Source organism: Magnetococcus marinus MC-1 (genome assembly GCF_000014865.1).
In the GTDB taxonomy this organism is placed as follows: Bacteria; Pseudomonadota; Magnetococcia; order Magnetococcales; family Magnetococcaceae; genus Magnetococcus; species Magnetococcus marinus.
In genome coordinates this window covers 1,898,614-1,923,983 of sequence record NC_008576.1, presented here as the reverse complement: position 1 = coordinate 1,923,983, position 25,370 = coordinate 1,898,614, and the positions used below count along the sequence as shown (strand labels likewise).

22 protein-coding genes are annotated in these 25,370 nt (G+C 55.3%); 10 read left to right on the top strand and 12 right to left on the bottom strand.

What is annotated here, in order from left to right:
- Positions 1 to 43: 43 nt before the first annotated feature.
- The 6 genes from gcvPB to MMC1_RS07935 all read right to left on the bottom strand — a co-directional run bounded on the left by gcvPB (position 44) and on the right by MMC1_RS07935 (position 7,663).
- Positions 44 to 1,519, bottom strand: coding sequence for an aminomethyl-transferring glycine dehydrogenase subunit GcvPB (gcvPB, locus tag MMC1_RS07960; protein ID WP_011713220.1), 1,476 nt, complete (start codon positions 1,517 to 1,519; stop codon positions 44 to 46).
- Entirely contained in the window at positions 1,516 to 2,901 is a 1,386-nt protein-coding gene (gene gcvPA / locus MMC1_RS07955) for an aminomethyl-transferring glycine dehydrogenase subunit GcvPA (RefSeq protein WP_011713219.1), read from the bottom strand. Before gcvPA ends, gcvPB begins: the two co-directional genes overlap by 4 nt.
- A gap of 64 nt (positions 2,902 to 2,965) precedes the next feature.
- Positions 2,966 to 4,063, bottom strand: a complete 1,098-nt coding sequence (gene gcvT / locus MMC1_RS07950) for a glycine cleavage system aminomethyltransferase GcvT (RefSeq protein WP_041641002.1) — start codon at positions 4,061 to 4,063, stop codon at positions 2,966 to 2,968.
- 10 nt (positions 4,064 to 4,073) lie between these two features.
- Positions 4,074 to 4,937 carry a 3-deoxy-8-phosphooctulonate synthase gene (kdsA, locus tag MMC1_RS07945; RefSeq protein WP_011713217.1) on the bottom strand — a complete coding sequence of 288 codons (864 nt, stop codon included), beginning with the start codon at positions 4,935 to 4,937 and terminating at the stop codon, positions 4,074 to 4,076.
- A 3-nt stretch (positions 4,938 to 4,940) separates the two neighbouring features.
- Positions 4,941 to 6,584, bottom strand: a complete 1,644-nt coding sequence (locus MMC1_RS07940; protein ID WP_011713216.1) for a CTP synthase — start codon at positions 6,582 to 6,584, stop codon at positions 4,941 to 4,943.
- 302 nt (positions 6,585 to 6,886) lie between these two features.
- Positions 6,887 to 7,663, bottom strand: coding sequence for a DUF3108 domain-containing protein (locus MMC1_RS07935; RefSeq protein ID WP_011713215.1), 777 nt, complete (start codon positions 7,661 to 7,663; stop codon positions 6,887 to 6,889).
- Positions 7,664 to 7,812: 149 nt separating this feature from the next.
- On the opposite strand from MMC1_RS07935, the gene gmhB reads away from it, so the two are divergent.
- The 7 genes from gmhB to MMC1_RS07900 are packed head-to-tail and all read left to right on the top strand — an operon-like array spanning position 7,813 to position 14,688.
- Positions 7,813 to 8,364 (top strand): D-glycero-beta-D-manno-heptose 1,7-bisphosphate 7-phosphatase, encoded by a 552-nt coding sequence (gene gmhB, locus MMC1_RS07930; protein WP_011713214.1) that lies wholly within the window; start codon positions 7,813 to 7,815, stop codon positions 8,362 to 8,364.
- A gap of 12 nt (positions 8,365 to 8,376) precedes the next feature.
- Positions 8,377 to 9,861 (top strand): bifunctional D-glycero-beta-D-manno-heptose-7-phosphate kinase/D-glycero-beta-D-manno-heptose 1-phosphate adenylyltransferase HldE, encoded by a 1,485-nt coding sequence (gene hldE, locus MMC1_RS07925; protein WP_011713213.1) that lies wholly within the window; start codon positions 8,377 to 8,379, stop codon positions 9,859 to 9,861.
- A gap of 14 nt (positions 9,862 to 9,875) precedes the next feature.
- Positions 9,876 to 10,832 carry an ADP-glyceromanno-heptose 6-epimerase gene (gene rfaD / locus MMC1_RS07920; RefSeq protein WP_011713212.1) on the top strand — a complete coding sequence of 319 codons (957 nt, stop codon included), beginning with the start codon at positions 9,876 to 9,878 and terminating at the stop codon, positions 10,830 to 10,832.
- The gene (gene waaF, locus MMC1_RS07915) at positions 10,829 to 11,890 is read left to right on the top strand and encodes a lipopolysaccharide heptosyltransferase II (RefSeq protein WP_011713211.1); all 1,062 of its coding nucleotides are present in this window, start codon (positions 10,829 to 10,831) and stop codon (positions 11,888 to 11,890) included. The genes rfaD and waaF overlap by 4 nt, the downstream gene beginning before the upstream one ends.
- Positions 11,880 to 12,854 (top strand): lysophospholipid acyltransferase family protein, encoded by a 975-nt coding sequence (locus MMC1_RS07910; RefSeq protein WP_011713210.1) that lies wholly within the window; start codon positions 11,880 to 11,882, stop codon positions 12,852 to 12,854. The genes waaF and MMC1_RS07910 overlap by 11 nt, the downstream gene beginning before the upstream one ends.
- Positions 12,851 to 13,924 carry a lipopolysaccharide heptosyltransferase I gene (gene waaC / locus MMC1_RS07905; RefSeq protein ID WP_011713209.1) on the top strand — a complete coding sequence of 358 codons (1,074 nt, stop codon included), beginning with the start codon at positions 12,851 to 12,853 and terminating at the stop codon, positions 13,922 to 13,924. The genes MMC1_RS07910 and waaC overlap by 4 nt, the downstream gene beginning before the upstream one ends.
- Positions 13,924 to 14,688 (top strand): glycosyltransferase family 2 protein, encoded by a 765-nt coding sequence (locus tag MMC1_RS07900; RefSeq protein WP_011713208.1) that lies wholly within the window; start codon positions 13,924 to 13,926, stop codon positions 14,686 to 14,688. The genes waaC and MMC1_RS07900 overlap by 1 nt, the downstream gene beginning before the upstream one ends.
- A 570-nt stretch (positions 14,689 to 15,258) precedes the next feature.
- On the opposite strand, the gene MMC1_RS07895 is transcribed toward MMC1_RS07900, so the two are convergent.
- The 3 genes from MMC1_RS07895 to MMC1_RS22360 form a co-directional block, all read right to left on the bottom strand.
- On the bottom strand, positions 15,259 to 16,656 hold the full coding sequence (locus MMC1_RS07895; protein WP_011713207.1) for a dipeptidase: 1,398 nt from the start codon (positions 16,654 to 16,656) through the stop codon (positions 15,259 to 15,261).
- A complete protein-coding gene (locus tag MMC1_RS07890) occupies positions 16,653 to 17,186 on the bottom strand; it encodes a SixA phosphatase family protein (RefSeq protein WP_011713206.1) in 534 nt (177 codons plus the stop codon). The genes MMC1_RS07895 and MMC1_RS07890 overlap by 4 nt, the downstream gene beginning before the upstream one ends.
- A gap of 312 nt (positions 17,187 to 17,498) precedes the next feature.
- Entirely contained in the window at positions 17,499 to 17,630 is a 132-nt protein-coding gene (locus tag MMC1_RS22360; protein WP_265101295.1) for a hypothetical protein, read from the bottom strand.
- Positions 17,631 to 17,788: 158 nt separating this feature from the next.
- Between MMC1_RS22360 and MMC1_RS07885 the strand changes: the two genes are divergently transcribed.
- From MMC1_RS07885 to MMC1_RS07870, 3 genes are all read left to right on the top strand, one after another.
- A complete protein-coding gene (locus MMC1_RS07885; protein ID WP_041640999.1) occupies positions 17,789 to 18,910 on the top strand; it encodes a glycosyltransferase family 4 protein in 1,122 nt (373 codons plus the stop codon).
- Positions 18,911 to 19,018: 108 nt separating this feature from the next.
- The gene (gene typA, locus MMC1_RS07880; RefSeq protein ID WP_011713204.1) at positions 19,019 to 20,854 is read left to right on the top strand and encodes a translational GTPase TypA; all 1,836 of its coding nucleotides are present in this window, start codon (positions 19,019 to 19,021) and stop codon (positions 20,852 to 20,854) included.
- A 463-nt stretch (positions 20,855 to 21,317) separates the two neighbouring features.
- On the top strand, positions 21,318 to 22,352 hold the full coding sequence (locus MMC1_RS07870; protein WP_011713203.1) for a substrate-binding domain-containing protein: 1,035 nt from the start codon (positions 21,318 to 21,320) through the stop codon (positions 22,350 to 22,352).
- A 346-nt stretch (positions 22,353 to 22,698) separates the two neighbouring features.
- Here the strand turns inward: MMC1_RS07870 and MMC1_RS07865 are convergent, their stop codons facing one another.
- The 3 genes from MMC1_RS07865 to pstB form a co-directional block, all read right to left on the bottom strand.
- The gene (locus MMC1_RS07865; RefSeq protein ID WP_143711386.1) at positions 22,699 to 23,376 is read right to left on the bottom strand and encodes a rhodanese-like domain-containing protein; all 678 of its coding nucleotides are present in this window, start codon (positions 23,374 to 23,376) and stop codon (positions 22,699 to 22,701) included.
- A gap of 465 nt (positions 23,377 to 23,841) precedes the next feature.
- A complete protein-coding gene (phoU, locus tag MMC1_RS07860; protein ID WP_011713201.1) occupies positions 23,842 to 24,546 on the bottom strand; it encodes a phosphate signaling complex protein PhoU in 705 nt (234 codons plus the stop codon).
- A gap of 23 nt (positions 24,547 to 24,569) precedes the next feature.
- Entirely contained in the window at positions 24,570 to 25,355 is a 786-nt protein-coding gene (gene pstB / locus MMC1_RS07855; protein ID WP_320407288.1) for a phosphate ABC transporter ATP-binding protein PstB, read from the bottom strand.
- Between the last annotated feature and the right edge of the window lie 15 nt (positions 25,356 to 25,370).

Sequence of the window (25,370 nt, the reverse complement as noted above, 5' to 3'; positions counted from 1 at the left end):
CACCGGGCCATACCGTGAAATGAATAGACTCTTGTGCCCCAGATTACTGCTCCAGCGGACCGCGCCAAATCAGATCCGGCTTACGTGCCGCACGGGTCTCATCCAAGCGCCGCACGGGGGTAGTATACGGGGCGTTTTTGACAAATTCGGGACTTTCCTGCGCTTCTTTGCGTATGGCCACCATCGCCGCCACAAAAGCGTCCAACTGTTCGGGGCTCTCGGTCTCGGTGGGTTCAATAAGCAGGCACTCCGGCACCAACAACGGAAAATAGATGGTTGGCGCATAAAAACCATAATCCAACAGCCGCTTGGCCATATTTAAAGCGGTTAAACCGTAGGCGTCGGCCTCCGCTTTAAGCGTAATGATAAACTCATGGGTGGCTCTACGCTCTGCATAAGCGGGTTTAAATCCTGCCGCTGTCAAACGGGCCAGCAAATAGTTGGCATTGAGTGTGGCATACTCCCCAACCCGACGCACCCCTTGGCGGCCAATCATGCAAAGATAGGCATGCGCCCGCAGCAGCACCCCAATATTGCCGCCAAAGGCCCCCATACGACCAATGCTTTGGGGACAATCCGCCGACTCTAACAGGGCGTAGCTGGCCCCCTGTTTAACAATGCGCGGGATGGGCAAAAAGGGTTGCAGACGGGCGCTAACCCCCACCGGCCCCGCCCCAGGGCCACCCCCACCATGGGGTGTGGCAAAGGTTTTGTGTACGTTGATGTGAATGGCATCAAACCCCATTTCACCGGGGCGCACCCGACCAGCAATGGCATTGAGGTTGGCCCCATCGTAATAGAGCAAACCCCCGGCATCATGAATAATCCGTGCAATCAACCCCACCGAACGCTCAAACACCCCCAAGGTGGAAGGGTTGGTCAACATTAAACCGGCGGTCTGTGGACCCACCATACTTTTCAGGGCTTCAATATCCACATCCCCTTGGGCATTGGTGGGCACCTCACGGGTCACATAACCACACATGGTGGCGGTGGCGGGATTGGTACCGTGGGAAGCATCTGGCACCAAAATCTCCCGCCGTGCGCTGTCACCACGGGCGTCATGGTAGGCGCGGATCATGGCCACCCCCGCAAATTCACCCTGGGCACCCGCCATGGGGGCCAGCGAAATGGCCGCCATACCGGTAATTTCCCGCAGCATCTCCTGGAGTTCAAACAGCGTGTGCAGCAGGCCGGTGGCATAGTGGGGATCATCCAAGGGGTGCCGACCTAAGAAGCCGGGCAACATCGCCACTTTATTGGCTGCCCGAGGATTGTACTTCATGGTACAAGAGCCCAGCGGATAAAAATGGGTGTCTATGCTATAGTTTTTTTGCGACAGTTTGGTGTAGTGTCGCACCACTTCTAATTCAGACACCTCGGGTAAGCCGGTGGGGCTTTGGCGCAACAGAGCCTCGGGCAAGTCGGCTAAGGCCGCCTGCTGCTCGTCAGCCTCCAAGGGGGTGGCATGCTGGGGATTGATGCGCCCGGGGGTACTGCTCTCAAAGATTACACTCATGCGGCACTCCCCTGCTCACTCATGATCAACCCCAAAGCGTCGGCATAATGGTCCAGGTCACTCCGCTCTTTGGTCTCGGTACAGCACACCAAAAGCACATTTTCCATACCCGGATAGCGCCGCCCCACCGCATAACCACCCGCTATATTGACCCCAGAGAGACAGGTAAGCACCTCTTCTGCCGGTTTGCTCAGTTTAATGGCCACCTCATGAAAAAACGGCCCCTCAAAACAGCGCTCAACCCCCTCCAACAGCGCCAATCTTTGCCACAACTGCTGGGTTCTGCGATGGCAGGTAAGCGCCACATTTTTCAATCCCTCGGGTCCCAGCATCGCCATATGGATGGTGGCGGCAATGGAGAGCAAACCCTGGTTGGTGCAGATATTCGAGGTCGCCTTGGCCCGTCGAATATGCTGTTCCCGTGCTTGCAGGGTCAACACAAAGCCCTCTTTACCCTCTTGATCCAGCGTACGTCCGACGATGCGCCCCGGCATTTGCCGAGCCAAAGCCTGACGACAACTCAAAAAGCCCAAATAGGGACCGCCAAAAGAGAGGGGAACCCCCAACGGCTGCCCTTCACCACAGGCGATATCCGCCCCCTTTTCACCCCATGCCGCCGGGGGTTTAAGCAGGGCCATAGCCACCGGGTTCACCACTCCAATCACCAAAGCCCCCCGCTTATGCGCCCAATTGGTGAGAAAATCCACATCTTCCAACTGACCAAAAAAGTTGGGTTGTGCAATCACCAGCGCCTGCACCGGCTCGTCGGCATAGAGATTTAATGCACTCACCGCCACCCCACCCCGTTTGGCGCAGAAGCTGGGCTCCACCAGCTCAATGCCCTGATGGCGCACCATGGTCTGCACCACTTCCCGATAGGCCGGATGCACGGTAGCGGGCATAATCACCCGTGGCGTGCTGCCACGGGGAGCAGGGTTGGCACGTACCGCCATCAATACCGCCTCAGCCAAGGCGGTGGCCCCATCGTAGAGGGAGGCGTTGGAGAGATCCATCCCCATCAACCCGGCCATCATGCTCTGAAACTCATAGATGGTCTGCAAGATACCCTGGCTGGCCTCGGCTTGATAGGGGGTGTAGGCGGAGTAAAATTCGCCCCGCGTCACCAGCTCCCACACCGCAGCGGGTATATGGTGCTCATAGGCACCGGCACCAATAAAATTGAGCCGTCCGTCCCCTTCCCGCGCACGGGCACTTTGCAAGCGCAGGGTGGCCGCTTCGCTCTGGGGCTTGGGCACGCTCTCTAAGATGGGATGAGTATTAAGCTCAGCGGGAATTTCATCAAACAGCGCATCAATGCTCTCGACACCAATGGTGTCTAACATCAACCGCACATCATCTTCAGTATGGGGAATGAAGGGCACAGAAGGCACCTCTTCTATAAAAGTTAAGGATGGAACCTAAATATCAAACCCAGTGCCAGTAGGCTTAGGAGGCTTTATAAACCACCTGCCCATGCCGCACAAAGGGCAAGCCCACCACGCGGGCTGGCATGCTACGATTACGAATCACCACATCCACCATCTGGCCGATTTCGATGCTGGCATCCACACGGGCCATGGCGATACCCTGCTCTAGGGTTGGGGACCACGTACCGCTGGTGACGTGCCCACTGGGACGCCCATGAAACAGCACAGGCTGACCAGCCCGCAAAACCCCTTTATCGGTCAAAATCAACCCCACCCGTTGCTGGCTGGAGCCCCCCGACTCCCGCAGCAGCTCCAGATAGTCCCGCCCTAAAAACATGCGGGTGGTGGGCTCCCAAGCTACCGTCCAACCCATACCACAGGCCAGCGGATCAATCTTGTGGTCCATATCCGAACCGTACAGATTTAACCCTGCTTCCAGCCGCAGGGTATCCCGCGCCCCCAAACCGATGGGGGGCACCTGCATCGCCTGCAAGCGCGTCCATAGGGTTATGATGGTCTGCGCGGGAAAGATCAGCTCAAAACCATCCTCCCCGGTATAACCGGTGCGGGCAATGCGTCCCCCCTCGATTATGATCGAGCGAAACGTCTTGAGCGCCTCCAGCTCCACCCCAGCGAAGAGTTCTGCCACCCGTTGCTGAGCCTCAGGCCCCTGCACCGCGATCATGCCCAACTGGGGATCCAGCGTAACCGTAACCCCTTCAAAATCCTGGGCGCGATCCTGCATCCACTGCACATCCCCTTCCCGGTTGGCGGCATTAACCACCACATGGTAGTGCTGTTCGTCATCCCGGTAGACGATGAGATCATCAATCACCCCACCAGAGCTGTTGAGCATGCCGGTATAGATGGCCTGCCCTGCTTCACGGAGCTTGGCCACATCATTACACAACAAAAATTGCAAATAGGCGGTGGCCTGAGGGCCGCTTACCTGTACATGCCCCATATGGCACACATCAAACATACCCACATGTTGCCGCACTTGATGATGCTCTTGCAACTGTGAGCCATAGCTCACGGGCATCATCCAACCCGCGAAATCCACCATCTTGGCACCGGCCTCGACATGGTAGGGGTAGAGAGGGGTCTGTTGGGACATGGGTTTACTCCTATGCATCGCCTAAAGAGAGGCCGCTTTCAAGCGCCATGGCCTCTTTACGTATCCGATCCAGGGCCTTTAACTGATCCAGCAGGGGTGAAAGATGCGCCATGGGTAGCATGTTAGGACCATCACATGGGGCATGGTCAGGGTCGGGATGAACCTCCATAAACACGCCAGCCACACCCACCGCGACGGCGGCGCGGGCCAGATCGCTTACAAACCGCCGATCCCCACCCGAGGCCCCCCCCAAAGCACCCGGTTGCTGCACCGAGTGGGTGGCGTCAAAAATCACCGGATAACCGCTCTGGGCCATAATAGAGAGCCCGCGCATATCCACCACCAGGTTTTGATAACCAAAACTAAAACCCCGTTCACATAGCAGGATGTTTTCGTTACCTGTCGCGGCCGCTTTAGCCGCCACCCGCGCCATATCCTGGGGGGCGAGAAACTGCCCTTTTTTGATATTAACCGGCTTACCGGGTCGGGCAGCGGCCTGAATAAAATCGGTTTGTCGGCATAAAAAGGCGGGGGTTTGCAACATATCCACCACCTCCGCCACCGCCACGCACTGATCGGCCTCGTGCACATCGGTAATCACCGGAACCCCTACTTCGCGCCGTACCCGTTCGAGTATCCTCAAACCAGCCTCCATGCCAGGGCCACGAAAGCTCCCCTCGGAAGTACGGTTGGCCTTATCAAAGGAGGATTTATAGACCAGTTCCACCCCCACCCCTTCACAAATTTGCTTCAGCGCCTCGGCGGTACGCAGGGCGAACTCCAAGCCCTCGATCACGCAAGGCCCGGCAATCAAAGTCATGGGTAGATGGTTGCCAAAGCGGACCGTATCAACCGTGATGGTGCGCGGTGTCATGGTTTAAGCCTCCTGCCCTTTGCGCCGTTTTCTCTGCTCCAACGCAGCCCGCACAAAAGCGGTAAACAGCGGATGTGGCTCCCGTGGGCGCGACATAAACTCTGGGTGATACTGACAGGCAATAAAGAAAGGATGGTCCGGAATCTCCACCACTTCCACCAACTCATTATCGGGGCTGGTCCCTGAAAAGACCATACCGGCCTGTTCCAACTGCTCCCGATAGGCATTATTGAACTCGTAGCGGTGCCGGTGCCGTTCCATAATCTCCCCCTGGGGGTAGATCCATGCCGCCAGCGAGTCGGGTTTGAGCACACAGGGGTAGGCCCCCAAGCGCATGGTGCCCCCTTTATCGCCATCTTTATCCCGCTTTTGCAGGGTGCCGCCATCCACCCACTCGGTTAACAACCCGATCACCGGATGGGGGGTGTCGTCACTCAGCTCGGTGGAGTGGGCGCCCGCCAGCCCAGCCACATTACGGGCAAACTCCACCACCGCCATTTGCATACCTAAACAGATGCCAAAATAGGGCACTTTATTGGTACGGGCGTAGTGAATGGCCGCCAATTTGCCATGGGTGCCTCGCTCACCAAAACCACCGGGCACCAAAATGCCATCCACCCCGCCGAGTAGGGATTCAGCCTCTTCATCATGCACATTTTCGGCATCCACCCAGCGGATGGAGACCTTGGCATTATTGGCAATGCCCCCGTGGGAGAGCGCCTCGGCCAGGGACATGTAGGCATCTTTCAGCTCCACATATTTGCCCACAATGGCGATGGTGGTTTTATAGGCGGGGTTAACCACCGCCTCCAACACCGCCTCCCAAGCGCTGAGATCGGGTTCCCGCACCCCCATACCCAGATGGTCCAATACTTTTCGCGCGAAGCCCTCTTGATAGAGGGCAAAGGGGACCTTGTAGATGGTATCCTGGTCCACACAGGAGATCACATTTTGTTGATCCACGTTACAGAACAGGGCGATTTTACGTTTTTCGGTCTCGGGTACTGCACGGTCGGAGCGACACACCAGAATATCGGGTTGAATACCAATGGCCAGCAACTCTTTGACGGAGTGCTGGGTAGGCTTGGTTTTCAACTCCCCCGAGGTAGGAATGTAGGGCAACAGGGTCAGGTGTACAAACATGGTCTCCTGTTTGCCCAGATCGTTGCGGAGCTGACGAATGGCCTCCATAAAGGGTAGGGATTCAATATCCCCCACCGTCCCCCCCACCTCGATGAGGGCAATATCCACATCGTTGCCCACACTGCGCACCGCGTTTTTAATGGCATCGGTAATATGCGGAATCACCTGTACGGTGGCTCCCAGATAGTCCCCCCGACGCTCCCGCTTGATGACGTGCTGATAGATGCGTCCTGCGGTCCAGTTATTGGCCTTGCCCATGGGCAGGCCCAAAAAGCGCTCATAGTGGCCCAGATCCAGGTCGGTTTCGGCACCATCATCGGTGACAAACACCTCCCCATGTTGAAAAGGACTCATGGTGCCTGGATCCACGTTGATATAGGGATCCAGCTTTTGCATCGTGACCCGGTAGCCCCGCGCCTGGAGCAGAGCCGCCAGCGATGCTGCCGCCAAACCTTTACCCAAAGAAGAGACCACGCCACCTGTGATAAAAACAAATTTCGCCATGTCGATTCAGCCGCCACGCCTAGATTGACCCCTTATCCTAAGATAAGACATCAGGAATTCTGGGAAAAAAGAGGAAAATTGCCTCAACACCATCGCAACAACACCATGGCGAGAACGGCGGCATCATACATGATTCCCCCCCCTCAAGCCAAAGCTTTGCCTACCCATCAGAACATTTTTTAGGGCATCACGTCATCCTGTTTTTAGAGCCACCCGCACACTTTACTCAATGAAGGCGCCAGATATTCGATAACAGCCTATAATATTAGTGCTAAGTTTTTCAAACAGCGCTTGTTCAACCCTTAATGGGCAATCTCTTGCGAAGCGCCCCGGCCATCCTGGTAAGCCACCAGATCGGCGGCCACAAAGCCGATGGGGATGCTGGTCTCCACCCGCACCGGCAGGCGGCGGATATCGTCGCTGAACCAAATTTTTATCGGCGCTTTTTGACGAAAAATTTCCGAGCTCTTCAGGTGAGTATGCACCAACACCGTATCGAACCAACCTAGCGGTGTGTTTAGGCGCTCTTTTTTGATGATATCAATGCGCGCGACATAGCTTTTATGGCTATCCAACACCGGGATCAAATGGTGGGCACCCGGGATGAGATCGGGGATGGCGCGAAAGGCGTAAAAGGCCGAAAGCGGGTCGGTTACATCCCCAGGCAGATCTGTGATGGTTTTGGGGGGCTCTTTATTACGTGCCTGTACCGCTTGTTGTTTTGCCCGATTAAACGTTACCAGCGTCGTGCGTCTTTTGCCACCTTCATCTTGATTTTTAAGGTAACTTTTAGCCAGATACGCCTGCTTTTGCTGTATCCCTTCAACCCGCACAAAATCTTTGACGGGGTAGAAAAAGGCCACCATACCGATGGATTTTAAAGCCACCTCAATGGTATAGCCCTGGGGGTTGCCCTGCAAAGAGAGTGTGGAGCTTCCACCGGGCAGACCCGTCCAGTGGATATTATACTGTAGGGACTCGCCCATCGCGGCCCCTGGAGCAGGCTCCGCAGCCCCTGCCACGGTCACCAGCCAGCCGCCCAGCAAAGCCGCCATAAAAGGGATAAAGAGCTGTTTCATTCAGGCAAACCACTTAAAAAGGAAGGAGAAGACATTGTTTTTTGACCTATGAGCATGGTAAAGAAACTGCTCAGGGTAAGCGTAGCAAGTTTTACAGAGCCGCACCAGCGGTACAAGCTCAAAATCTTATTTAACCCAGGAGCCTGGTCATGCACACCATCTGCCTGGATCGCGATGGCGTGATCAACGACGATACCGATCTCTATTATGTTTTGCAGCCAGATCAACTTAAGCTGCTACCTGGTGCAGCCCAAGCCATCGCGGCCCTCAACCAAGCCCAGATTAAGGTGGTGGTCATTACCAACCAACGCTGCGTTGGCCGTGGCCTGCTCACAGAACCGCTGTTACAACAGATTCACCAGCGCTTAGAGCAACGGCTGGCACAACAGGGTGCCCACATTGACGCCATTTTTTATTGCCCCCATGATAAACAGGAAAACTGCACCTGTCGCAAGCCTAAACCGGGCATGTTATTACAAGCCCAAGCTCAATTTGGCTTTGACCCGGCGCAAACCTGGATGGTCGGCGACTCAGTGACCGATATGCAAGCCGCCGAGGCCGCCGGGCAGCCCTGTGCTTTGGTGGGTACCGGACACGGGCAGGCTTCGCAGCAGCAGCGGCCCGATCTGCCTGCCTATGCTGATCTTGCTGCTTTTGTGGATGCCTACTTACACCGCCGGCCCAGCCGCCCCATAGGATAGGAGTACACGGCAATGTTTGATAAACGTAGCGATGTGCTACACGCGGTAGAAACCGCCTTCTACCAAAAACATGTTCTGGTGGTCGGGGATCTCATGTTGGACCGCTATCTTTGGGGGGATGTTACCCGCATCTCGCCCGAGGCACCGGTACCGGTGGTACATATGCAGCGCGAAAGCCACCGCTGCGGGGGGGCGGCCAACGTTGCCAGCAATTTAGCCAAACTGGGGCTACACACCAGCATTGTAGGGTTTGTTGGTGAGGACAGCGACGGCCAAGTGCTCATCTCTGCCCTGCAAGAGAGCGGTATTGACACCCACGGCATCCTGCCCTTGGCGGGGTGGTCAACCATCACCAAAACCCGTGTCATCGGTGGCCACCAGCAAATTTTGCGCATGGACCGCGAGACCCCTCTGGCTGACACTGCCCACGCCAGTCAATTGCTCCACCAGCAAGTAATGCCCATGTTGGAGGGAGAGCAGCGCCCCCACGTGATCATTCTCTCCGACTATGCCAAGGGGGTACTCTCCTTTGAGTTGTGCCAAGCGCTGATTGTGCGGGCGCGCAACTTGGGCATTCCGGTATTGGTGGACCCCAAGGGGCGTGATTATGCCCGCTACCGCCACGCCACCGCCCTCTCCCCCAACCGGGGTGAACTGCGTGGCGTGACCGGGGTTGAGGATGGCGACCTAAACACCCTGTTGGATGCAGGAGAGTCCTTGCGTCAATCCCTGGATGTGGCCTTTCTAGCCGTGACCCTCTCCGAGCAAGGCATCGCCTTGGTGGATGGTTCGGAGCATCCCCGCCGTATCCCCGCCATGGCGCAAGAGGTCTATGATGTCTCCGGTGCGGGGGATACCGTCATCGCGACCCTTGGGGCGGGCTTGGCGGCAGGCTTAACCCGCTTGGATGCCCTGCATCTTGCCAACTTGGCCGCCGGGGTGGTGGTAGGTAAGTTGGGCACCGCTGCCATTGATCTTAATGAGCTGCGTGGCGCCCTACTCACCGATGCAACCTATGAGCAGTCGGACAAAATCGCCAACTGGGCCCACGCCAAACAGCAGATCGCGCGCTGGCACGCCCAAGGGGAGAAGGTGGTCTTTACCAATGGCTGTTTTGATCTTCTGCATGCTGGGCATGTCACCTATTTGGAGCATGCCCGCCGCTTGGGTCAGCGCTTGGTGTTGGGGCTTAATACCGATGCCTCGGTGAGCCGCCTCAAGGGGCCGGAACGCCCCTTGATTCAAGAACAGGATCGGGCCCGCGTGTTGGCCGCTTTGGCTGCGGTGGATTTGGTGGTACTGTTTGAGCAAGATACTCCGCTGGAGTTGATTGAACAACTACGCCCGGACATACTGGCCAAAGGGGCGGACTATCGCGAAGATCAGGTGGTGGGGGGGGATTTGGTCCGTCGTTGGGGGGGCCGTGTGGCCCTGGTGCAACTGGTGCAAGGCAGAAGCACCACCGGTATTGTGCAGCGCATCTCCGCGCAAAAATAGAGAGGCTGACGAGCATGTATATTGTAACAGGTGGTGCGGGTTTTATTGGAGCCAACATTGTGGCCCAGCTCAATGCCCAAGGTATTCGTGAAATCCTGGTGGTGGACAATCTGGAAAAAGCGGATAAATTTCTTAACCTACGCGATTTAGAGATCGCCGATTTTATGGATAAACGGGAGTTCCGCGAGCATCTGGAGCGGGACATGTTTGTCAACATGCCCATTCAGGCCATTTTCCATCAAGGCGCCTGCTCCGATACCATGGAGTATGATGGTCGCTATATGATGGACAATAACTTTACCTACTCCAAGGTGCTGCTGCACCGGGCGGTGGAGTGGAAAGTGCCTTTTGTGTATGCCTCCAGCGCGGCAACCTACGGAGCCAGCGCCCGCTTTGTCGAGTCACCGGAAAATGAGCGCCCCCTCAATGTGTATGGCTACTCCAAGCTGCTGTTTGACCGCTATGTACAGCGCAATATGAGCAAAATTGAGAGCACCGTGGTGGGACTGCGCTATTTTAATGTGTACGGCCCCCGTGAAGGGCACAAAGGTAAAATGGCCTCGCAAGCTTTTCAATTGCGCAACAAGGTGCTTGCCGATGGTGAGGCGAAGCTGTTTGAGGGCACCAATGGCTATGCCAACGGCGAGCAATCACGCGATTTTATCTTTGTTGAAGATGTGGCCCAGGTCAATCTGCATCTGGCCCACAGCAGCCAGCCGATCAAAGGGGTGTTTAACCTGGGTACAGGTAAAAGCCGCAGCTTTAATGCCGTCGCCCAAGCGGTGATCCATAGCCTTGGCCAAGGCCGTATTGGCTACTTCCCCATGCCCGCAGGCTTAAAAGACAAATATCAAAACTTTACCCAAGCCGACATGACCCTGTTCCGGGCGCAAACCGGTTATACCGCGCCTTTCACCGAGCTAGAAGATGGGGTGAAAAAATATATGACGGCCTTACAGGAAACCCCGTGAGCATAAGCGCCACAGAATCGCCGATCCTGATTATCGCCCCAGCCTGGGTGGGGGATATGGTCATGGTCAGCGCTTTAACCTGCCATCTGCAACGGCAGTTTCCAGCCCGACCCGTGGATCTGTTGGCACCCGCCTGGACACTGCCCATCGTGCGGCGTCTGCCCCATGTGCGGCATGCCTTGGAGATGCCCTTGGGGCATGGCGCTTTTGCCCCGCGCCATCGCTGGCGTCTGGGTGTTGCATTGCGTGATCAATCTTATGGTCAGGCCATTATCCTACCCCGCGCCTGGAAGAGCGCTCTGCTCCCCTATGCCGCACGCATTCCTCAGCGTACCGGTTTTTTGGGCGAACTGCGCTATGGCTTGCTCAATGATATTCGCCCTCTAAACAAAGCCCTGCTACCCCGCACGGTGGATCGTTTTATGGCGTTGGGTACCCCGGCCCATCAACCGTTTACACCACCCGCCCTGCCCCAGTTGGCTTTACGATACAGCGCCCAAGCGGGGCTCAAGGTACTGGCCCGTTTCACCCCAGAGGCACCCCAACAACGCCCTTGGGTGGCACTCTGTCCAGGGGCCGAGTATGGCCCGGCCAAGCAGTGGCCTGCCCACCATTTTGCCCGCACCGCGCAAGCGATTTTGGGCGAAGGGTATGGGGTTATGCTGCTGGGTTCCCGCAAGGATGCTGCGCTTACCGCGCACATTTGCGCCCAACTGCCCCCCTCGCCTCACCTGTTGGATCTGGCCGGGCAGACCAGCTTGGATGAAGCGGTGGATCTGCTGGCGGTGGCGCAAACGGTCATTACCAACGATAGCGGCCTGATGCATGTTGCCACAGCGGTTGAACGCCATGTGATCGCCCTGTATGGCTCGTCGGACCCAGGTCACACACCCCCCCTAACCGAGCAGGCCGACCCCCTCTGGCTAGGGCTACCTTGTAGCCCCTGTTTTAAGCGGGTATGTCCTGAAGCTCACCTTAACTGCTTGCAGCAGATCACCCCCCAGCAGGTGCTGGAGCGGTGGCAGGCCCAGCGTGAACGCCTAAACCATGGCCGCTAGCCCCCTGCCCCTGCACCAACGTCTCCGCCACAAGCTGGAGTGGTGGACGCTCTCCACGCTGCTCAATGGCCTACAGCGGGGCACCCTGGCGCAGAGCTTAGCACGGACCCGGCGGCTGGCACGGCTGGCGATGCCTCTGTTAGCCAGCAGCCGCCACTGGGCGGAGTGCAACCTGCAACTGGTCTATGGGCCTAACCTAACTGCCCCCCAGCGGCAACGCTTGATAACCCTCGCCTTTGAGAATATCTTTCTTAGTCATATTGAGGCGTTGCGGGCCTCTGAGATCCATTTTCAGGCCACCGATTTTACCCCATTGCAACAAGCGATGGCCTATGATCGCGGCATATTAGCGTGTAGCATGCACCTGGGGGCGTGGGAACCGGGCTTGGTGCAGATGGCCCGCCAACCGCTGCCTTTAACGGTACTCTACCGGCATGCCAACAATCCTCACGTAGAGGCGCTGTTTGGCCAGATTCGCCAGCAGAATGGTTTACACATGGTGCGCCGCGATCATCCGCGCCCCACCCTGCAAGCCGTCAAAGATAAACAGATGGTGGGCTTGATGGTGGACATCAACACCCTGCACCATGGTGTGGCCGCCCCTTTTATGGGGGTAGTGGCCCAGCACCCCCCTGGCCCCATAAAATTGGCGCGTAAATTTGCCGCGCCTTTGTTGCCCATGGTGGCCGTGCGCACGGCACCGGGTGTGGCCAAGCTGATCATTCAACCCCCCATTATGGCGCAGCCGGATGAGAGCGACAGCCAACTGATGACCCGCGTTGTGGCCAGTTTAGAACCCTATATTTTAGAGTATGCGGAACAGTATAACTGGCTGCATGGCCGCTGGCGGGCACGCCCCGATGGCACGGTGTGGAACCGCTACACCCCCCTTACAGAGATCCTTAAAGCCCGCACCACACCCTATCTCACCCCATCGCCACGGGTGCTGGAGTTGATTGCATGAGTCGCCTGCTGCTGGTTAAATTCTCCTCCATGGGCGATTTAATCCACATGCTGCCCGCCGTTACAGACAGCCTACGGGCCATCCCCCACCTTCAGTTGGATTGGTTGGTGGAGGAGGCTTTTCAGGCCATTCCAAGCTGGCACCCTGGGGTTGGACAGCGCCATATCATAGGGCTCCGGCGCTGGAAAAAGGCGTTTTTTGCCAGGGAAAACCGCCAGCAGATGGCACACTTTATCGCCTCGGTACGGCAGACCCCCTATGATTGTGTAATCGACGCGCAAGGCTTGATGAAAAGCGCTTTGACCGCACGGTTGTGCGCACCGGGCACGCCCCTACACGGCCCTTCCAAACAGTGGGCCAGGGAGCCCCTCGCCTGCCACCTCTACCACCATCGCCATGGTGTGGCAAAACCGGGACATGTGATCACTCAACTGCGTCAATTGATGGCCGCGTCCCTGGGCTACAGCATGCCCACCACCCCGGCGGATTTTGGGATTGAGCGCAGCCGCTTGCCCGCCTGCCCCCCCTGGTGGCAGGATCATGAGGGGGCACAAGCCACCACACCTTATCTGATTTTTTTACATGGCGCCGGTTGGAGCAGCAAAGCATGGCCCGAGCCCTATTGGGTCGAACTGGCCCGCCAGATGGGCCAACAACACCCCCTGCCCATCCTCTTACCCTGGGGTTCTGTCGAGGAGTTTAACCGCGCCCAGCGCATCGCCGCCCAGGCCCCCATGTGTCAGGTACTGCCCCAACTCAGCATGGCCCAGGTGGCCGCCTTGATTGCCGATGCCGCCGCCGTGGTGGGGTTGGATTCGGGCTTTGCCCATTTAGCCGCCGCCCTCAACACCCCCCACATCACCCTTTATGGGGCCACCAATCCCGACTACTCCGGGGTTGCCGCGCAGCGCGGTGCGCTGCTACGCTCCAGCCGGGCCTGCGCCCCATGCATGCAGCGGCGCTGCCCCCTGTCGCTTGAAGAGCAAGGGGCGCTCGCCCCGCCCTGCTTTACGTCGCTGCCCCCCGCCCACATCGCTACCGCCCTAACCCAACTGCTGGAGCGCCATTGATGAGCCCCAAGCTGCCCATAAGTGGGGTGATTATCACCCTCAACGCCGCCCATCAACTGGAAGAGTGCCTGCAATCGCTGGCCTTGTGCGCGGAGATTGTGGTGGTGGATTCCGGCTCCAGCGATGGCACTCAAGCGCTAGCGGCCCGCTATGGCGCACGGATTATTGAGCAGCCGTGGCTCGGCTTTGGCCCACAAAAACAGTTTGCCACCCAACAAGCCAGCTACCCCTGGGTACTCTGTTTGGATGCCGACGAACGCCTCTCAGCCCCTTTACAACAGAGCATCGTAGAGCTTTTTAGCACACAGCCCCCCGCGCAACATGCCTATCAGATGCCCCGCTGCAACCGCTTTATGGGCCGCTGGTTGCGCCATGGTGAGGGCTACCCAGACCCCAATTTACGCCTGTTTCATCGGGATTATGCCCATTGGAGCCAAGACCCCGTGCATGAGCATGTGGTGGCCCTTGGTGCTGTAGGCAACTTGGCGGGGGATATTTTGCACCACTCAGAAGAGGGGTTGGAGTGCTATCTGAACAAACAAAACCGCTATACCAGCCTGCAAGCTGAAAAGCTGGCTCAAGGTAAGGCAATTTCACCCCACAAAATTTACCTAAGCCCCCTGTTTCGTTTTATAAAATTCTACCTGCTACGACGGGGGTTTTTGGACGGCCTACCCGGTCTATTGCACATCCTTATTGGCTGTTTTAACAGCATGATTAAATATGCCAAGGCTTACCATCATCAGCAAAACCCGACGCATTGAGTAAATTTTATGCATCTATGCCGTAACGCCCACGCCACAGAGATGGCGAGATGGCGAGTTGGCAAGTTACGGTCTTAAGTTTTGTGACAATGATATTTTTAGTGATAAAACACGGGACCACTGGATAGAAACACACCAAAGAACGGGTGCCTTGCCTGAAATAAAGAGGGCCTTCCGTAGGAAGGCCCTCTGTTCGGCATATTGCCTTAAAGAATAGAGTATGTGCAACTCTTACTGACCCGGTTTCTCTCGGCGGGTTCTTTATCGGCCCCTGCATGATTGTTTTTTACGGTTAGTTACTGTTTTTATTATTAAACCGCATTTTCGCAAGGTGCCGCTATGAGCTATTTCAGTGGCTTTTTTACCACTATTTCATAGATCAATGCAAGCGAAAAGCAGCGTGTACGGTGCATTACCAAGTTTTTTCCCAACCCAGCATAACAGCCGTCATGCTTTCACAATGCCCCCTAAAACTAACAAAAAAAGAGTCCTCTCACCATTAAAAAGATTTCAATCTCATGTGTATCTTACCACTTTTTCCTGAAAAAAGATCCACGCCCATACAACCGCCTACTCTTGCATCAAATCTGCACTATAATAACTATAGATGCGTATTAAAGCCTCAATTCCTGCATAAAAAGTGGGCAAGTGAATATTTTCATCCGGTGCGTGACATTTTGCATCGGGCAACGCGAAGCCGATGAGGATGGGCATCGCGCCTAAGCGCTCTTTCAAGGCGGCCACAGCGGGGATGGTCGCCCCCTCACCGATCAAGAGAGGGGCTTCACCAAAGGCCTCTTCCAAGCCACGCCGCACGGCGTGTAAAAGGGGGTGTGCGCCATCCACCCGCAAACCAAAACCTGAGCCGGGCGCATGCTCAATCTGCAAATGGGCGTGAGGGGGCAGATGTTTGTAAAGATGCTGCTCGACCACCCGGCTCACATGGGCGGGATCTTGATTAGGCACCAAGCGCATGGAAAGTTTGGCGTGGGCTTGGGCGGGTAGCACCGTTTTCATACCCTGCCCGCAATACCCCCCCCAGAGACCATTTATTTCTAGCGTAGGGCGCATCCACAGCCGCTCCAGCAGTGCATAATCGGGATCGCCCCAGCTTTGTGAAAGGCCAATGCCCTGCCGCCATACTGTTTCGTTAAAAGGGATGGCTTGCAACTCGTCAGACATGGCGGGGCTAATGGGCAGCACACCGTCATGAAAGCCCTCGACCAAAATGCGCCCCTCGTCATCTTTAAGGGTGGTGAGCAAGCGGCTGAGCATCTCTAAGGGGTTGGCAACCGCCCCGCCATAGGTACCTGAGTGCAGATCGCGGCTGGCACTGCTGAGGGTGAGCTCCATAAGCGCCATACCCCGAATGCTGGTGGTAATGGCAGGCTTGCCAATATCCCACATGGCTGTATCGGAGAGCAGCAGCAGATCGCACGGCAACGACGCCCCATAACTGGCGAGAAACTGTTGCAGATGGGGGCTACCGATCTCCTCTTCACCCTCCACCAAAAAGATCAGGTTGTAGGGGATCTCGCCCCCCTGCTGCAACAGTTGGGCGATGGCGGCGATGTGCATCATCACCTGCCCTTTATCGTCGGTGGCCCCCCGCGCAAACAGCCGATCTTGGCGCACATGCGGCGTGAAGGGGGGGGTGGTCCATCGCTCTACAGGGATTTCAGGTTGCACATCATAGTGGCCATAGATCAGCAGGGTAGGCGCTTGGGGGTTAACCATGCGCCGTGCCACCACATAGGCGGGGGCCCCCACAATGGGCAGTAGCTCGACCTCTGGCATACCGGCCCAGCGCAGCAAATCAGCGGTGTAGTTGGCACACCGGTCTAGATCGGCGGCATAGGCTGGATCTGCTGAGATGGAGGGTATTTTAAGATATTCGATCAAACGCGCCAGATAATCTTGGCGTTTGTGGGCATCCGGCAGGGGGGGCCGTTGCGCAAAACCACTCACTTTTTGTCTTTCTTATCTTTAAAATCTTTCGGGCTCATAATTTGTTGCACTTGGGCACAGCCGACGGCCAGATCCTGCCACTGATCCGGCATGCTCAACTGCACCAGGGTGGAGGTTTTTATCAGCCCAAAACCATAGATGCTACCCTGTTTATCGGGTCCGACTAAAAAGGAGAGCAGCAACTCTAAACCGGGATTATGCCCCACCAACATCACCCGCATCGCACTTTTGCTCACCCCATTGAGGACCAGCAAGAGATCTTCTAACGAGGCCCCATAGACACGATCATCCCAAAGCAGGATTTTTTTCTTAATACCCATCTCTTTAGCAATAAACACCATGGTCTGTTTGGTGCGCTCGGCGGGGGAACAGATAACCAAATCGGGTTGAATACCCTGTTTGGCCATCCAACGCCCCATACGGGGGGCATCTCGGCGGCCACGCTTGGCAAGGGGGCGCTCAAAATCGGTAGGGGCATCGGTATCCCATGCAGATTTGGCATGGCGAAGCAGGATTAACTCACGTCCCATTCTTTCAGCTCTCACAATAGACGATAAAACGTTGAACCATCACCTTCTAAACGGTAGGCACCAAACCTACCCCAGAAAGGCCAAGGCAGCAAAAATTGGCGGCGTCTTATAAATACCGCGCCCGCAACAAAGGGCCACTTTACACCAAAGCATAGGCAAAAACACCATGCTTTTCACGTCACCATCAAAATATAGTCATCCTATCGTAACATTACAAATCACCCAAAAACCCCTTACACTTCTAACTTTATCTTTTATTTTTAACGCAATATGAACGATATCCCGCATAACTACATGCCGTGATCGGCCTCATCAATACAGGCTAAAGCCGCCGCACCGTCCCGCATTCATCATCCAACCAGCCAACTCAGCATTGCCGCCACACAGACCGACATCGCCCAACGTGGCTTGGCTGATATTAATGTAACCCAGTCGGCCATACACCACCTAGCCCTTTTTCGACCCCACCCTATCCAACCAATCGCCCAACAGAGCCCTGCCCCACACAGGGACGCACCGCCATGGTCTACGGCATAACACCTTGCCTCCCAACCGGGCTATGCTACTCTAGGCACACCTGTGACCCCAGAGGAAACTTACCCATGCGTGTGGCCATAATTCGACAAAAATATACCGATTTTGGGGGCGCGGAGCGTTTTCTCAAACGGGCGGTAGATGCCCTTTCCCAACGCGGGGTAGCCATCACCATGCTGGCCCGAGCGTGGCCCCCTGCGGCTGACCGCCGCATTATCAACCCCCGCTATTGGAGCCGCACTGAAAGGGATCGTGGTTTTGCCGCTGCGGTCTGCGCCCACCTGCAGCAAGAGTCCTTTGACCTTGTGCAATCCCACGAGCGCATTGCCTGCTGTGATCTATACCGGGCCGGTGATGGGGTACACCGAGAGTGGCTAATCCAGCGGGCTAGGATCTTAGGCTGGCAGGCCAAAGTGGCCGATCAAATGCCCTACCACCGTTATATTTTGCAGGCTGAAGAGCGCCTCTTTCATTCACCCCAGCTCAAAGCGGTGGTGTGCAACTCCGCCATGGTCAAGCAGGAGTTGATGGACCATTTTAGACTACCTGCGCAAAAGCTCCATGTCATCTATTCAGGCATTGATTGTGCGCGGTTTCATCCCGATCTCAAAGCCCATCGCAGCGCCGTACGGCAGCAGTGGCAGATCCCCTTAGAGGCCCCCCTGCTCCTATTTGTCGGCTCAGGTTTTGCCCGCAAGGGGGTCAATGCCCTGCTGCAAGCGATGACCCTTATGCGGCAGAGCGCCTATCTCTTGATTGTGGGCAAGGATAAGCAGCAAGCCCGTTTTCAGCGCCGCGCCAAACAGTTGGGCCTAGCCCAGCGGGTACGTTTTTGCGGGCCACAACAGAGTGTATTGCCCTTCTATGGAGCCGCTGACGGGGTCGTTTTACCCACCCTTTACGACCCCTTTCCCAATGTGGCCTTAGAGGCCATGGCGTGCGGCTTGCCCTTGCTCAGTTCCACCAAATGTGGGGCCGTGGATTTGGTGGAATCGGGGTACAATGGCTGGCTATGCGATGCCCTAGACCACCACACCATGGCGACCCAGTTGGATGCCCTGTGCGACCCTCACATGGCGGTACCCATGGGTCAAGCGGCCCGCCAAACAGTCTTACCCCTTACATTGGATGCCATGGCCACCAGAATGGAGAGCCTTTACACCTCGCTGCTGGATTCTCCCCTTCCATAAGCTGGAAAACTTTAGAGGCTGCGCTTTCTCTTTGACCAAACCTATAAATCAGAGTACAAGTGTGGGTTTTTCTATAACTCAACGCTTTCTCTGGCGGAGCTCCATCCCATGTCTCAGGACGTTTACCCCATCGAAAAACTGCGTAATATTGCCATTATTGCCCACGTGGACCATGGCAAAACCACCTTGGTGGATAAGCTGTTGCAGCAGTCTGGCACCCTCAAACAGCGCGGAGAGGCGACAGAACGGGTGATGGACTCCAATGACCTGGAAAAAGAGCGCGGCATCACCATTTTAGCAAAAAATACGGCCATTTATTGGAACGGCTATCGTATTAACATTGTGGACACCCCCGGACACGCCGATTTTGGCGGTGAGGTTGAGCGGGTACTCTCCATGGTGGATTCGGTGCTGCTGTTGGTGGATGCGGTAGAAGGCCCCATGCCTCAAACCCGGTTTGTCACGCAAAAGGCGTTTGCTCAAGGGTTGCGCCCCATTGTGGTGGTCAACAAAATCGACCGTGATGGGGCCCGCCCCGATTGGGTGCAAGATCAAACCTTTGATCTGTTTGATAAACTGGATGCCACCGACGAACAGTTGGATTTTCCGATTATCTACACCTCGGCCCTGCGCGGCTTTGCCACCCTGGACCACACCCAAGTGACCACCAACATGGATGCCCTGTTTGAGACCATTATCAAGCATGTCTCTCCACCGGATGTGGACCAAGAAGGCCCCTTCCGTATGCAGGTTACAGCGCTGGATTATAACAGCTACGTGGGCATCATTGGGATTGGTCGTATTGCCCGTGGTCGCATTAAGAGCAATAGCCCGGTGGTGCTCGTTGACGCCGACGGCAGCCAACGTAATGGCCGCATGTTGCAACTGTTCGGCTTTTTGGGGCTGGATAAGGTGGAAGTGCCCGATGCCAAAGCTGGCGATATTATCGCCTTCACCGGCATTGAAAAGTTGCGTATCTCCGAGACCATCTGCCACCCCGATGCGGTGGAGCCTCTGCCCCTATTGTCGGTGGACGAGCCCACGGTTAGCATGACCTTTCAGGTCAACGATTCACCCTTGGCTGGCCGTGAGGGTAAATTTGTTACCAGCCGCCAACTGCGGGACCGTTTGATGCGCGAGTTGGAGACCAACGTAGCCCTACGGGTCGAAGAGTTGGATGATCCCGATAAATTTCGGGTCTCGGGCCGTGGTGAACTGCACTTGGGAATTCTCATTGAGAACATGCGTCGCGAAGGTTACGAGTTAGGGGTCTCCCGTCCTGAGGTCATCGTCAAAGAGATTGATGGTGAAAGACGCGAACCCTATGAACAGCTGACCGTCGATATTGACGAAACCAGCCAGGGCAAGGTGATGGAAGCCCTTGGTGAGCGTAAGGGTGAGTTGGTCAACATGGTGCCCGATGGCCGTGGCCGCGTGCGCTTGGACTATATGATCCCCGCGCGGGGTTTAATCGGTTTTCTGACGGAATTCCGCACCATGACCTCTGGTACTGGTTTGATGTACCACGTGTTTGACCATTTTGGCCCCTATATCAAGGAGCCTATTGGGCAGCGCATCAACGGTGTGTTGATTGCCAAAGACCTAGGGGAGACCGTAGCCTTTGCTCTGTTCAACTTACAGGAGCGTGGCCGTCTGTTCTCCTCACCGGGGGATAAATGCTATGAAGGCATGCTGATCGGCATTCACAGCCGTGGCCAGGATCTGGTGGTGAACCCCATGCGGGCTAAGCAACTGACCAACATTCGCGCCGCTGGTTGTGACGAAAACATCAATCTGGTGCCGCCCATTCGCTTTAACCTGGAAGAGGCGTTGGAATTCATTGATGACGACGAGTTGGTTGAAGTAACGCCCAAAAGCATCCGTCTACGTAAGCGGTTTTTAAAAGAGCATGAGCGTAAGCGCTCGTCTAAAAAGGCTCAATAAACCTCATTGACATTCTCTACCCTGCAAAGAGCGGCCCCCTGTGGCCGCTCTTTTTTACATTCCGCGTTTCTCCCTCCTTTGCCATTATTGCCCCCACCGCCCATGGTACACACCAGCCATGGAACCGCCGAAGCGTCAGAGGGCGTTGTGCCAGCATGCTCACCCCTTTCGGTTTGGTTTCCTGCTTGTTACGCAACAGATGGCCGTCTATCACGGAACCACGAAAAAGCGCATGCCTCAGCATCCCCTTCATTTGTATGCTATTGCCACCTAATATTCGGTCTAATGGCGATAATTTTTCACCAAAAAATCATCTATATGAATATCTCTTCATCGTCACATACTATCCCGGCTCACTTAACCAAAACGTTACAACGATAGGATGTTAACATCACATATATAGCCTATTTTCTAGGGCAGTTGATCATGCCATTTTGTTCTTTTTCGAACCAGGGAGTTCTACATGAAAAAGCTGTTTGTTGCTGCTGCTATGGTGAGTATGGCCATGGCGGCTCCACAGGCCGAAGCTCGGGATCAGATCCGCATTGTCGGTTCTTCCACCGTCTTCCCCTTTGCCACCACCGTGGCGGAGCAGTTTGGACGCTCCACCTCTTTCAAAACCCCCGTTATTGAGTCCACTGGCTCCGGCGGTGGTTTAAAGCTTTTCTGTGCGGGTCTGGGTTTTGATCATCCCGACATTACCAACGCTTCCCGTCGCATCAAAAAGTCTGAAGTTGAGCTGTGCGCCAAAAACGATATTAAAGAGATCGTTGAAGTCAAAGTTGGTTATGACGGTATCGTGTTGGCCAACTCTAAATCTGCCCCATTAATGAGCCTGAGCCTGCGTGACATCTTTATGGCCACCGCCAAGATGGTGCCAGACGCCAATGGTAACTTGATTGCCAACCCCAACATGACCTGGGATCAAGTCAACCCCAAGCTGCCCAAGACCCCCATCATCATCTTTGGCCCCCCTCCCACCTCGGGGACCCGGGACGCCTTTGCTGAGTTGGCCATGGAAGGCGGTTGCAAAACCTTCCCCGCCATCAAAGATATGAAAAAGACCGATAAGAAAAAGTACAAGGCCCTCTGCCACGGTGTGCGTGAAGATGGTGCCTATGTCGAAGCGGGTGAAAACGATAACCTGATCGTGCAAAAGCTGGTTGCCAACCCCATCTCCATGGGTATCTTTGGTTACAGCTTTTTGGAGCAAAACGCCGACAAGGTGCAGGGTAGCTTGGTTATGGAAACCACGCCTACCTTTGAAAACATTGCTTCGGGCAAATATCCTGTCTCCCGCTCGCTCTACTTCTATGTGAAGAAAAAGCATGTGGGTCTGGTCCCCGGCATCAAAGAGTATCTTGCCGAGTTCTCCAGTGACAAAGCTTGGGGTGACGATGGTTACTTGGCCGATAAAGGCTTGATCCCTATGCCTGCGGCTGAGCGCAAAAAGTTTTCGATGGATATCAAAGAGCTGGCTCCTCTTACCCTAGAGTAAGCGGATAAAGCTTGGCCTCATAAAGGGGGTGATCTTACGATCACCCCCTTTTTTGTTGTCCGCGACTCTGGGCTCCAGCAAAAGGGGAGCTGAATATATCCAGCCTAGGCCAAGGCAAGAGGGCTGTTTAGCGCCCCCCTTGCCCTGACTTAAGCCGAGGGTGCCCGCGAGGCCTCTCAGCTTGACCCAACATCCCTTCCCTCTCCAGCTAAGCCCGCAGCACCTGCACCGGCAAGATGACCCTTTGCCCACAACGACGTGGGGTGAATTTCGGATCCCCCAGGGATGCTAAAAAAAAGCCCCATAAAGGAGCTTTTGCTTAAACCCACGGGTCTCTTTTAAACAGCTATTCCGCAGCAGGGGGCACCACCGGCAGACCAAATATTTTCCACAGTTGCATGCCACCCCGGTAATAGAGCAATTTTTCTTTGGGATAACCAAGCTCAATTAAGCCACGGATCGCTGTGGGCGATTGGCCACACCAAGGACCATTGCACCAAAGCACCAGATACTTGGCCTTGGAAAAATCTTTATCCACCACCCCAAAATGGGACAACGCCGCTTCAATAGAGAGCTCATCGGCGCCAAGTTGAGGAGACACCTCAATATAGGGTACATTGATGGAGCCTGGAATGGTCCCTTTGGCGTGCCAGTCTGGGGAGCGGGCATCCACCAACACCCCGCTGCCATCGGCCAAATGGGTGGTCATAAATTCCATCAACTCCACCTCACCAATGGTCCGCACCCCATCGGCTACCGTCATGGGCACCGCACAGAAGGGGGGGCATTTGCGGGAAGTTTTATCAAACCCCTCATCAATAACGCCGTTGGGATCCTGATTGCGGATCACCTGAACCATGCCACGGCCATGCTTGACCTCAAACGACCCTACCGTGCGAGTTATATTAACCTCCAGAGGGGCCGTATTGCCCGCCCCCCCTTCTTCACCATCCCCCGCTATGGCCGTTAGGGCCGTTAGGGCCACACATAAAGCCATGCACCCGCTCACCACGCGCTTCATCATTTTGCTATCCATCCTTTTGCTGGGGTAAGATTACTTGCCATCACAGGTGTTGGGATTGTGCGGTGTAGGGTGTCGAGCCATTTCCCATAAACACAGCAACGCTCCCATGACGCCTGGCTATCCCCTACTCTTTACTGGGTTATTTTTTAAGTTGAGTCACATTCATCATGCACTCTGCCATTTTACAAAGGCAAAGGTTTTTGTATGAGAAAGCGCGCAGCGTACCCCAGCGCAGCGGGTAGTGTAGGCCATGCCCAACCCTCAAAGGGCCATCAGCAAGGGTAGACGCTTACATTGGGGGAACTCAAAACGGGCTCGCAACGGCCACAGAACATCCGCAGATGTTGCCCTCCTTAGCCACAGCCTGGCGCACCATAAAAAAAGGCTGCCTTCCAGGATGGAAAACAGCCTTTTCAATCACACTCACGCCACCTTTACGGCTTGGCCTACAGCAAACTATGGCACTTAAACAACCACCGTGGAGCTGGTCAAGTCCCCTTTGGGTCGTTTGCCGTGCATCTGCTTACCTTCGATGATGTAATAAACATTCTCGGCAATATTGGTGACATGATCCCCAATACGCTCCACATTTTTGGCAATAAACAGCAGGTGGGTATAGGGCGATATGTTCCGTGGGTTCTCCATCATATAGGTCAAATATTCACGGAAAACGCTATTAAACAGCTCATCTACCTCTAGATCTTGACGCCATACACTCATCGCCATCGCGGAGTCATTCTCTTGAAAAGCTGTCATCACGGTCTTCACCATCGCTTGCACCGATTTGACCATCATATTTAAAGCACTAATACCTGAACCAGGAGGATTTTGCACCAAAGCCAGCGCCCGTTTGCTGATGTTGGCACTCAAATCACCCATCCGCTCCAGGTCTGTCGCGGTTTTCATGATGGAGACCACCCGGCGTAGATCATCCGCCTTGGGCTCACGTAACGCCAAAATCCGAATAACCTGATTTTCGACCTCCCACTCTAGCTGATCAATCTGTTGGTCCTGCTCAATGACCTTTAGGGCATCTTCTGCATCTAAGCTCGCCACCGACTCAATGGCTAACGATAGTTGAGAGAGCACATTTTCAGCCATCTGCAAGACCAACGCGTTGACATCTCTTAACTCTTTGTCAAAGGCTTGCATGGTATGTTGATTGGGCATGGTTCCCTCCTTTGTCCTAAGACTCATCCAAAGCGGCCTGTAATATACCCCTGAGTCCGCTCATCGGAGGGGTTGGTAAAGATCTTTTCCGTATCATCAACCTCAACCAGATCTCCAAGGTGGAAAAAGGCGGTGTATTGGGAAACACGTGCCGCCTGCTGCATGGAGTGGGTTACGATAATAATGGTATAGTTATCGCGCAGCTCATCAATGAGCTCTTCAATTTTTGCCGTTGCAATGGGATCCAAAGCCGAGCAAGGCTCGTCCATTAGGATAACCTCAGGGCTTACCGCAATGGCGCGGGCAATGCACAAACGCTGCTGCTGACCACCGGAAAGACCATTCCCCGGCGAATCCATGCGGTCTTTAACCTCTTTTAGCAGGCCGGCTTTTTCCAATGAGTTGATCACGATTTGATCCAACTCATCTTTATCCTTAGCCAAGCCATGAATACGCGGCCCATACGCCACATTGTCATAGATGGATTTGGGAAAGGGGTTCGGCTTTTGAAAGACCATGCCCACCCTTGCCCGCAATTGCACAACATCCACATTTTTATCGTAAATATCGGCACCATCCAGGGTCAAAGAACCCACCACACGACACCCTTCAATGGTATCGTTCATGCGGTTTAGGCAGCGCAAAAAGGTACTTTTTCCACAGCCCGAAGGCCCGATCAGCGCGGTGACCTGACGGGGGGGAATATCCAGGTTAATACCACGCAATGCGTTGTTTTCCCCATAAAAAACCCCGCAATCTCGCGCCTGCATTTTGGGGATAATGAGTGAGGAATCACCGTTATGTAACATCTCTGCGACCATGGT

Bases quoted from the DNA above. Each gene is read 5' to 3' on its own strand.
- gcvPB (WP_011713220.1), bottom strand. From the start codon at position 1,519: ATGAGTGTAATCTTTGAGAGCAGTACCCCCGGGCGCATCAATCCCCAG.
- gcvT (WP_041641002.1), bottom strand. From the start codon at position 4,063: ATGTCCCAACAGACCCCTCTCTACCCCTACCATGTCGAGGCCGGTGCC.
- kdsA (WP_011713217.1), bottom strand. From the start codon at position 4,937: ATGACACCGCGCACCATCACGGTTGATACGGTCCGCTTTGGCAACCAT.
- MMC1_RS07940 (WP_011713216.1), bottom strand. From the start codon at position 6,584: ATGGCGAAATTTGTTTTTATCACAGGTGGCGTGGTCTCTTCTTTGGGT.
- MMC1_RS07935 (WP_011713215.1), bottom strand. From the start codon at position 7,663: ATGAAACAGCTCTTTATCCCTTTTATGGCGGCTTTGCTGGGCGGCTGG.
- gmhB (WP_011713214.1), top strand. From the start codon at position 7,813: ATGCACACCATCTGCCTGGATCGCGATGGCGTGATCAACGACGATACC.
- hldE (WP_011713213.1), top strand. From the start codon at position 8,377: ATGTTTGATAAACGTAGCGATGTGCTACACGCGGTAGAAACCGCCTTC.
- rfaD (WP_011713212.1), top strand. From the start codon at position 9,876: ATGTATATTGTAACAGGTGGTGCGGGTTTTATTGGAGCCAACATTGTG.
- MMC1_RS07910 (WP_011713210.1), top strand. From the start codon at position 11,880: ATGGCCGCTAGCCCCCTGCCCCTGCACCAACGTCTCCGCCACAAGCTG.
- waaC (WP_011713209.1), top strand. From the start codon at position 12,851: ATGAGTCGCCTGCTGCTGGTTAAATTCTCCTCCATGGGCGATTTAATC.
- MMC1_RS07900 (WP_011713208.1), top strand. From the start codon at position 13,924: ATGAGCCCCAAGCTGCCCATAAGTGGGGTGATTATCACCCTCAACGCC.
- MMC1_RS07890 (WP_011713206.1), bottom strand. From the start codon at position 17,186: ATGGGACGTGAGTTAATCCTGCTTCGCCATGCCAAATCTGCATGGGAT.
- MMC1_RS07885 (WP_041640999.1), top strand. From the start codon at position 17,789: ATGCGTGTGGCCATAATTCGACAAAAATATACCGATTTTGGGGGCGCG.
- typA (WP_011713204.1), top strand. From the start codon at position 19,019: ATGTCTCAGGACGTTTACCCCATCGAAAAACTGCGTAATATTGCCATT.
- MMC1_RS07870 (WP_011713203.1), top strand. From the start codon at position 21,318: ATGAAAAAGCTGTTTGTTGCTGCTGCTATGGTGAGTATGGCCATGGCG.
- MMC1_RS07865 (WP_143711386.1), bottom strand. From the start codon at position 23,376: ATGATGAAGCGCGTGGTGAGCGGGTGCATGGCTTTATGTGTGGCCCTA.
- phoU (WP_011713201.1), bottom strand. From the start codon at position 24,546: ATGCCCAATCAACATACCATGCAAGCCTTTGACAAAGAGTTAAGAGAT.
- pstB (WP_320407288.1), bottom strand. From the start codon at position 25,355: ATGTTACATAACGGTGATTCCTCACTCATTATCCCCAAAATGCAGGCG.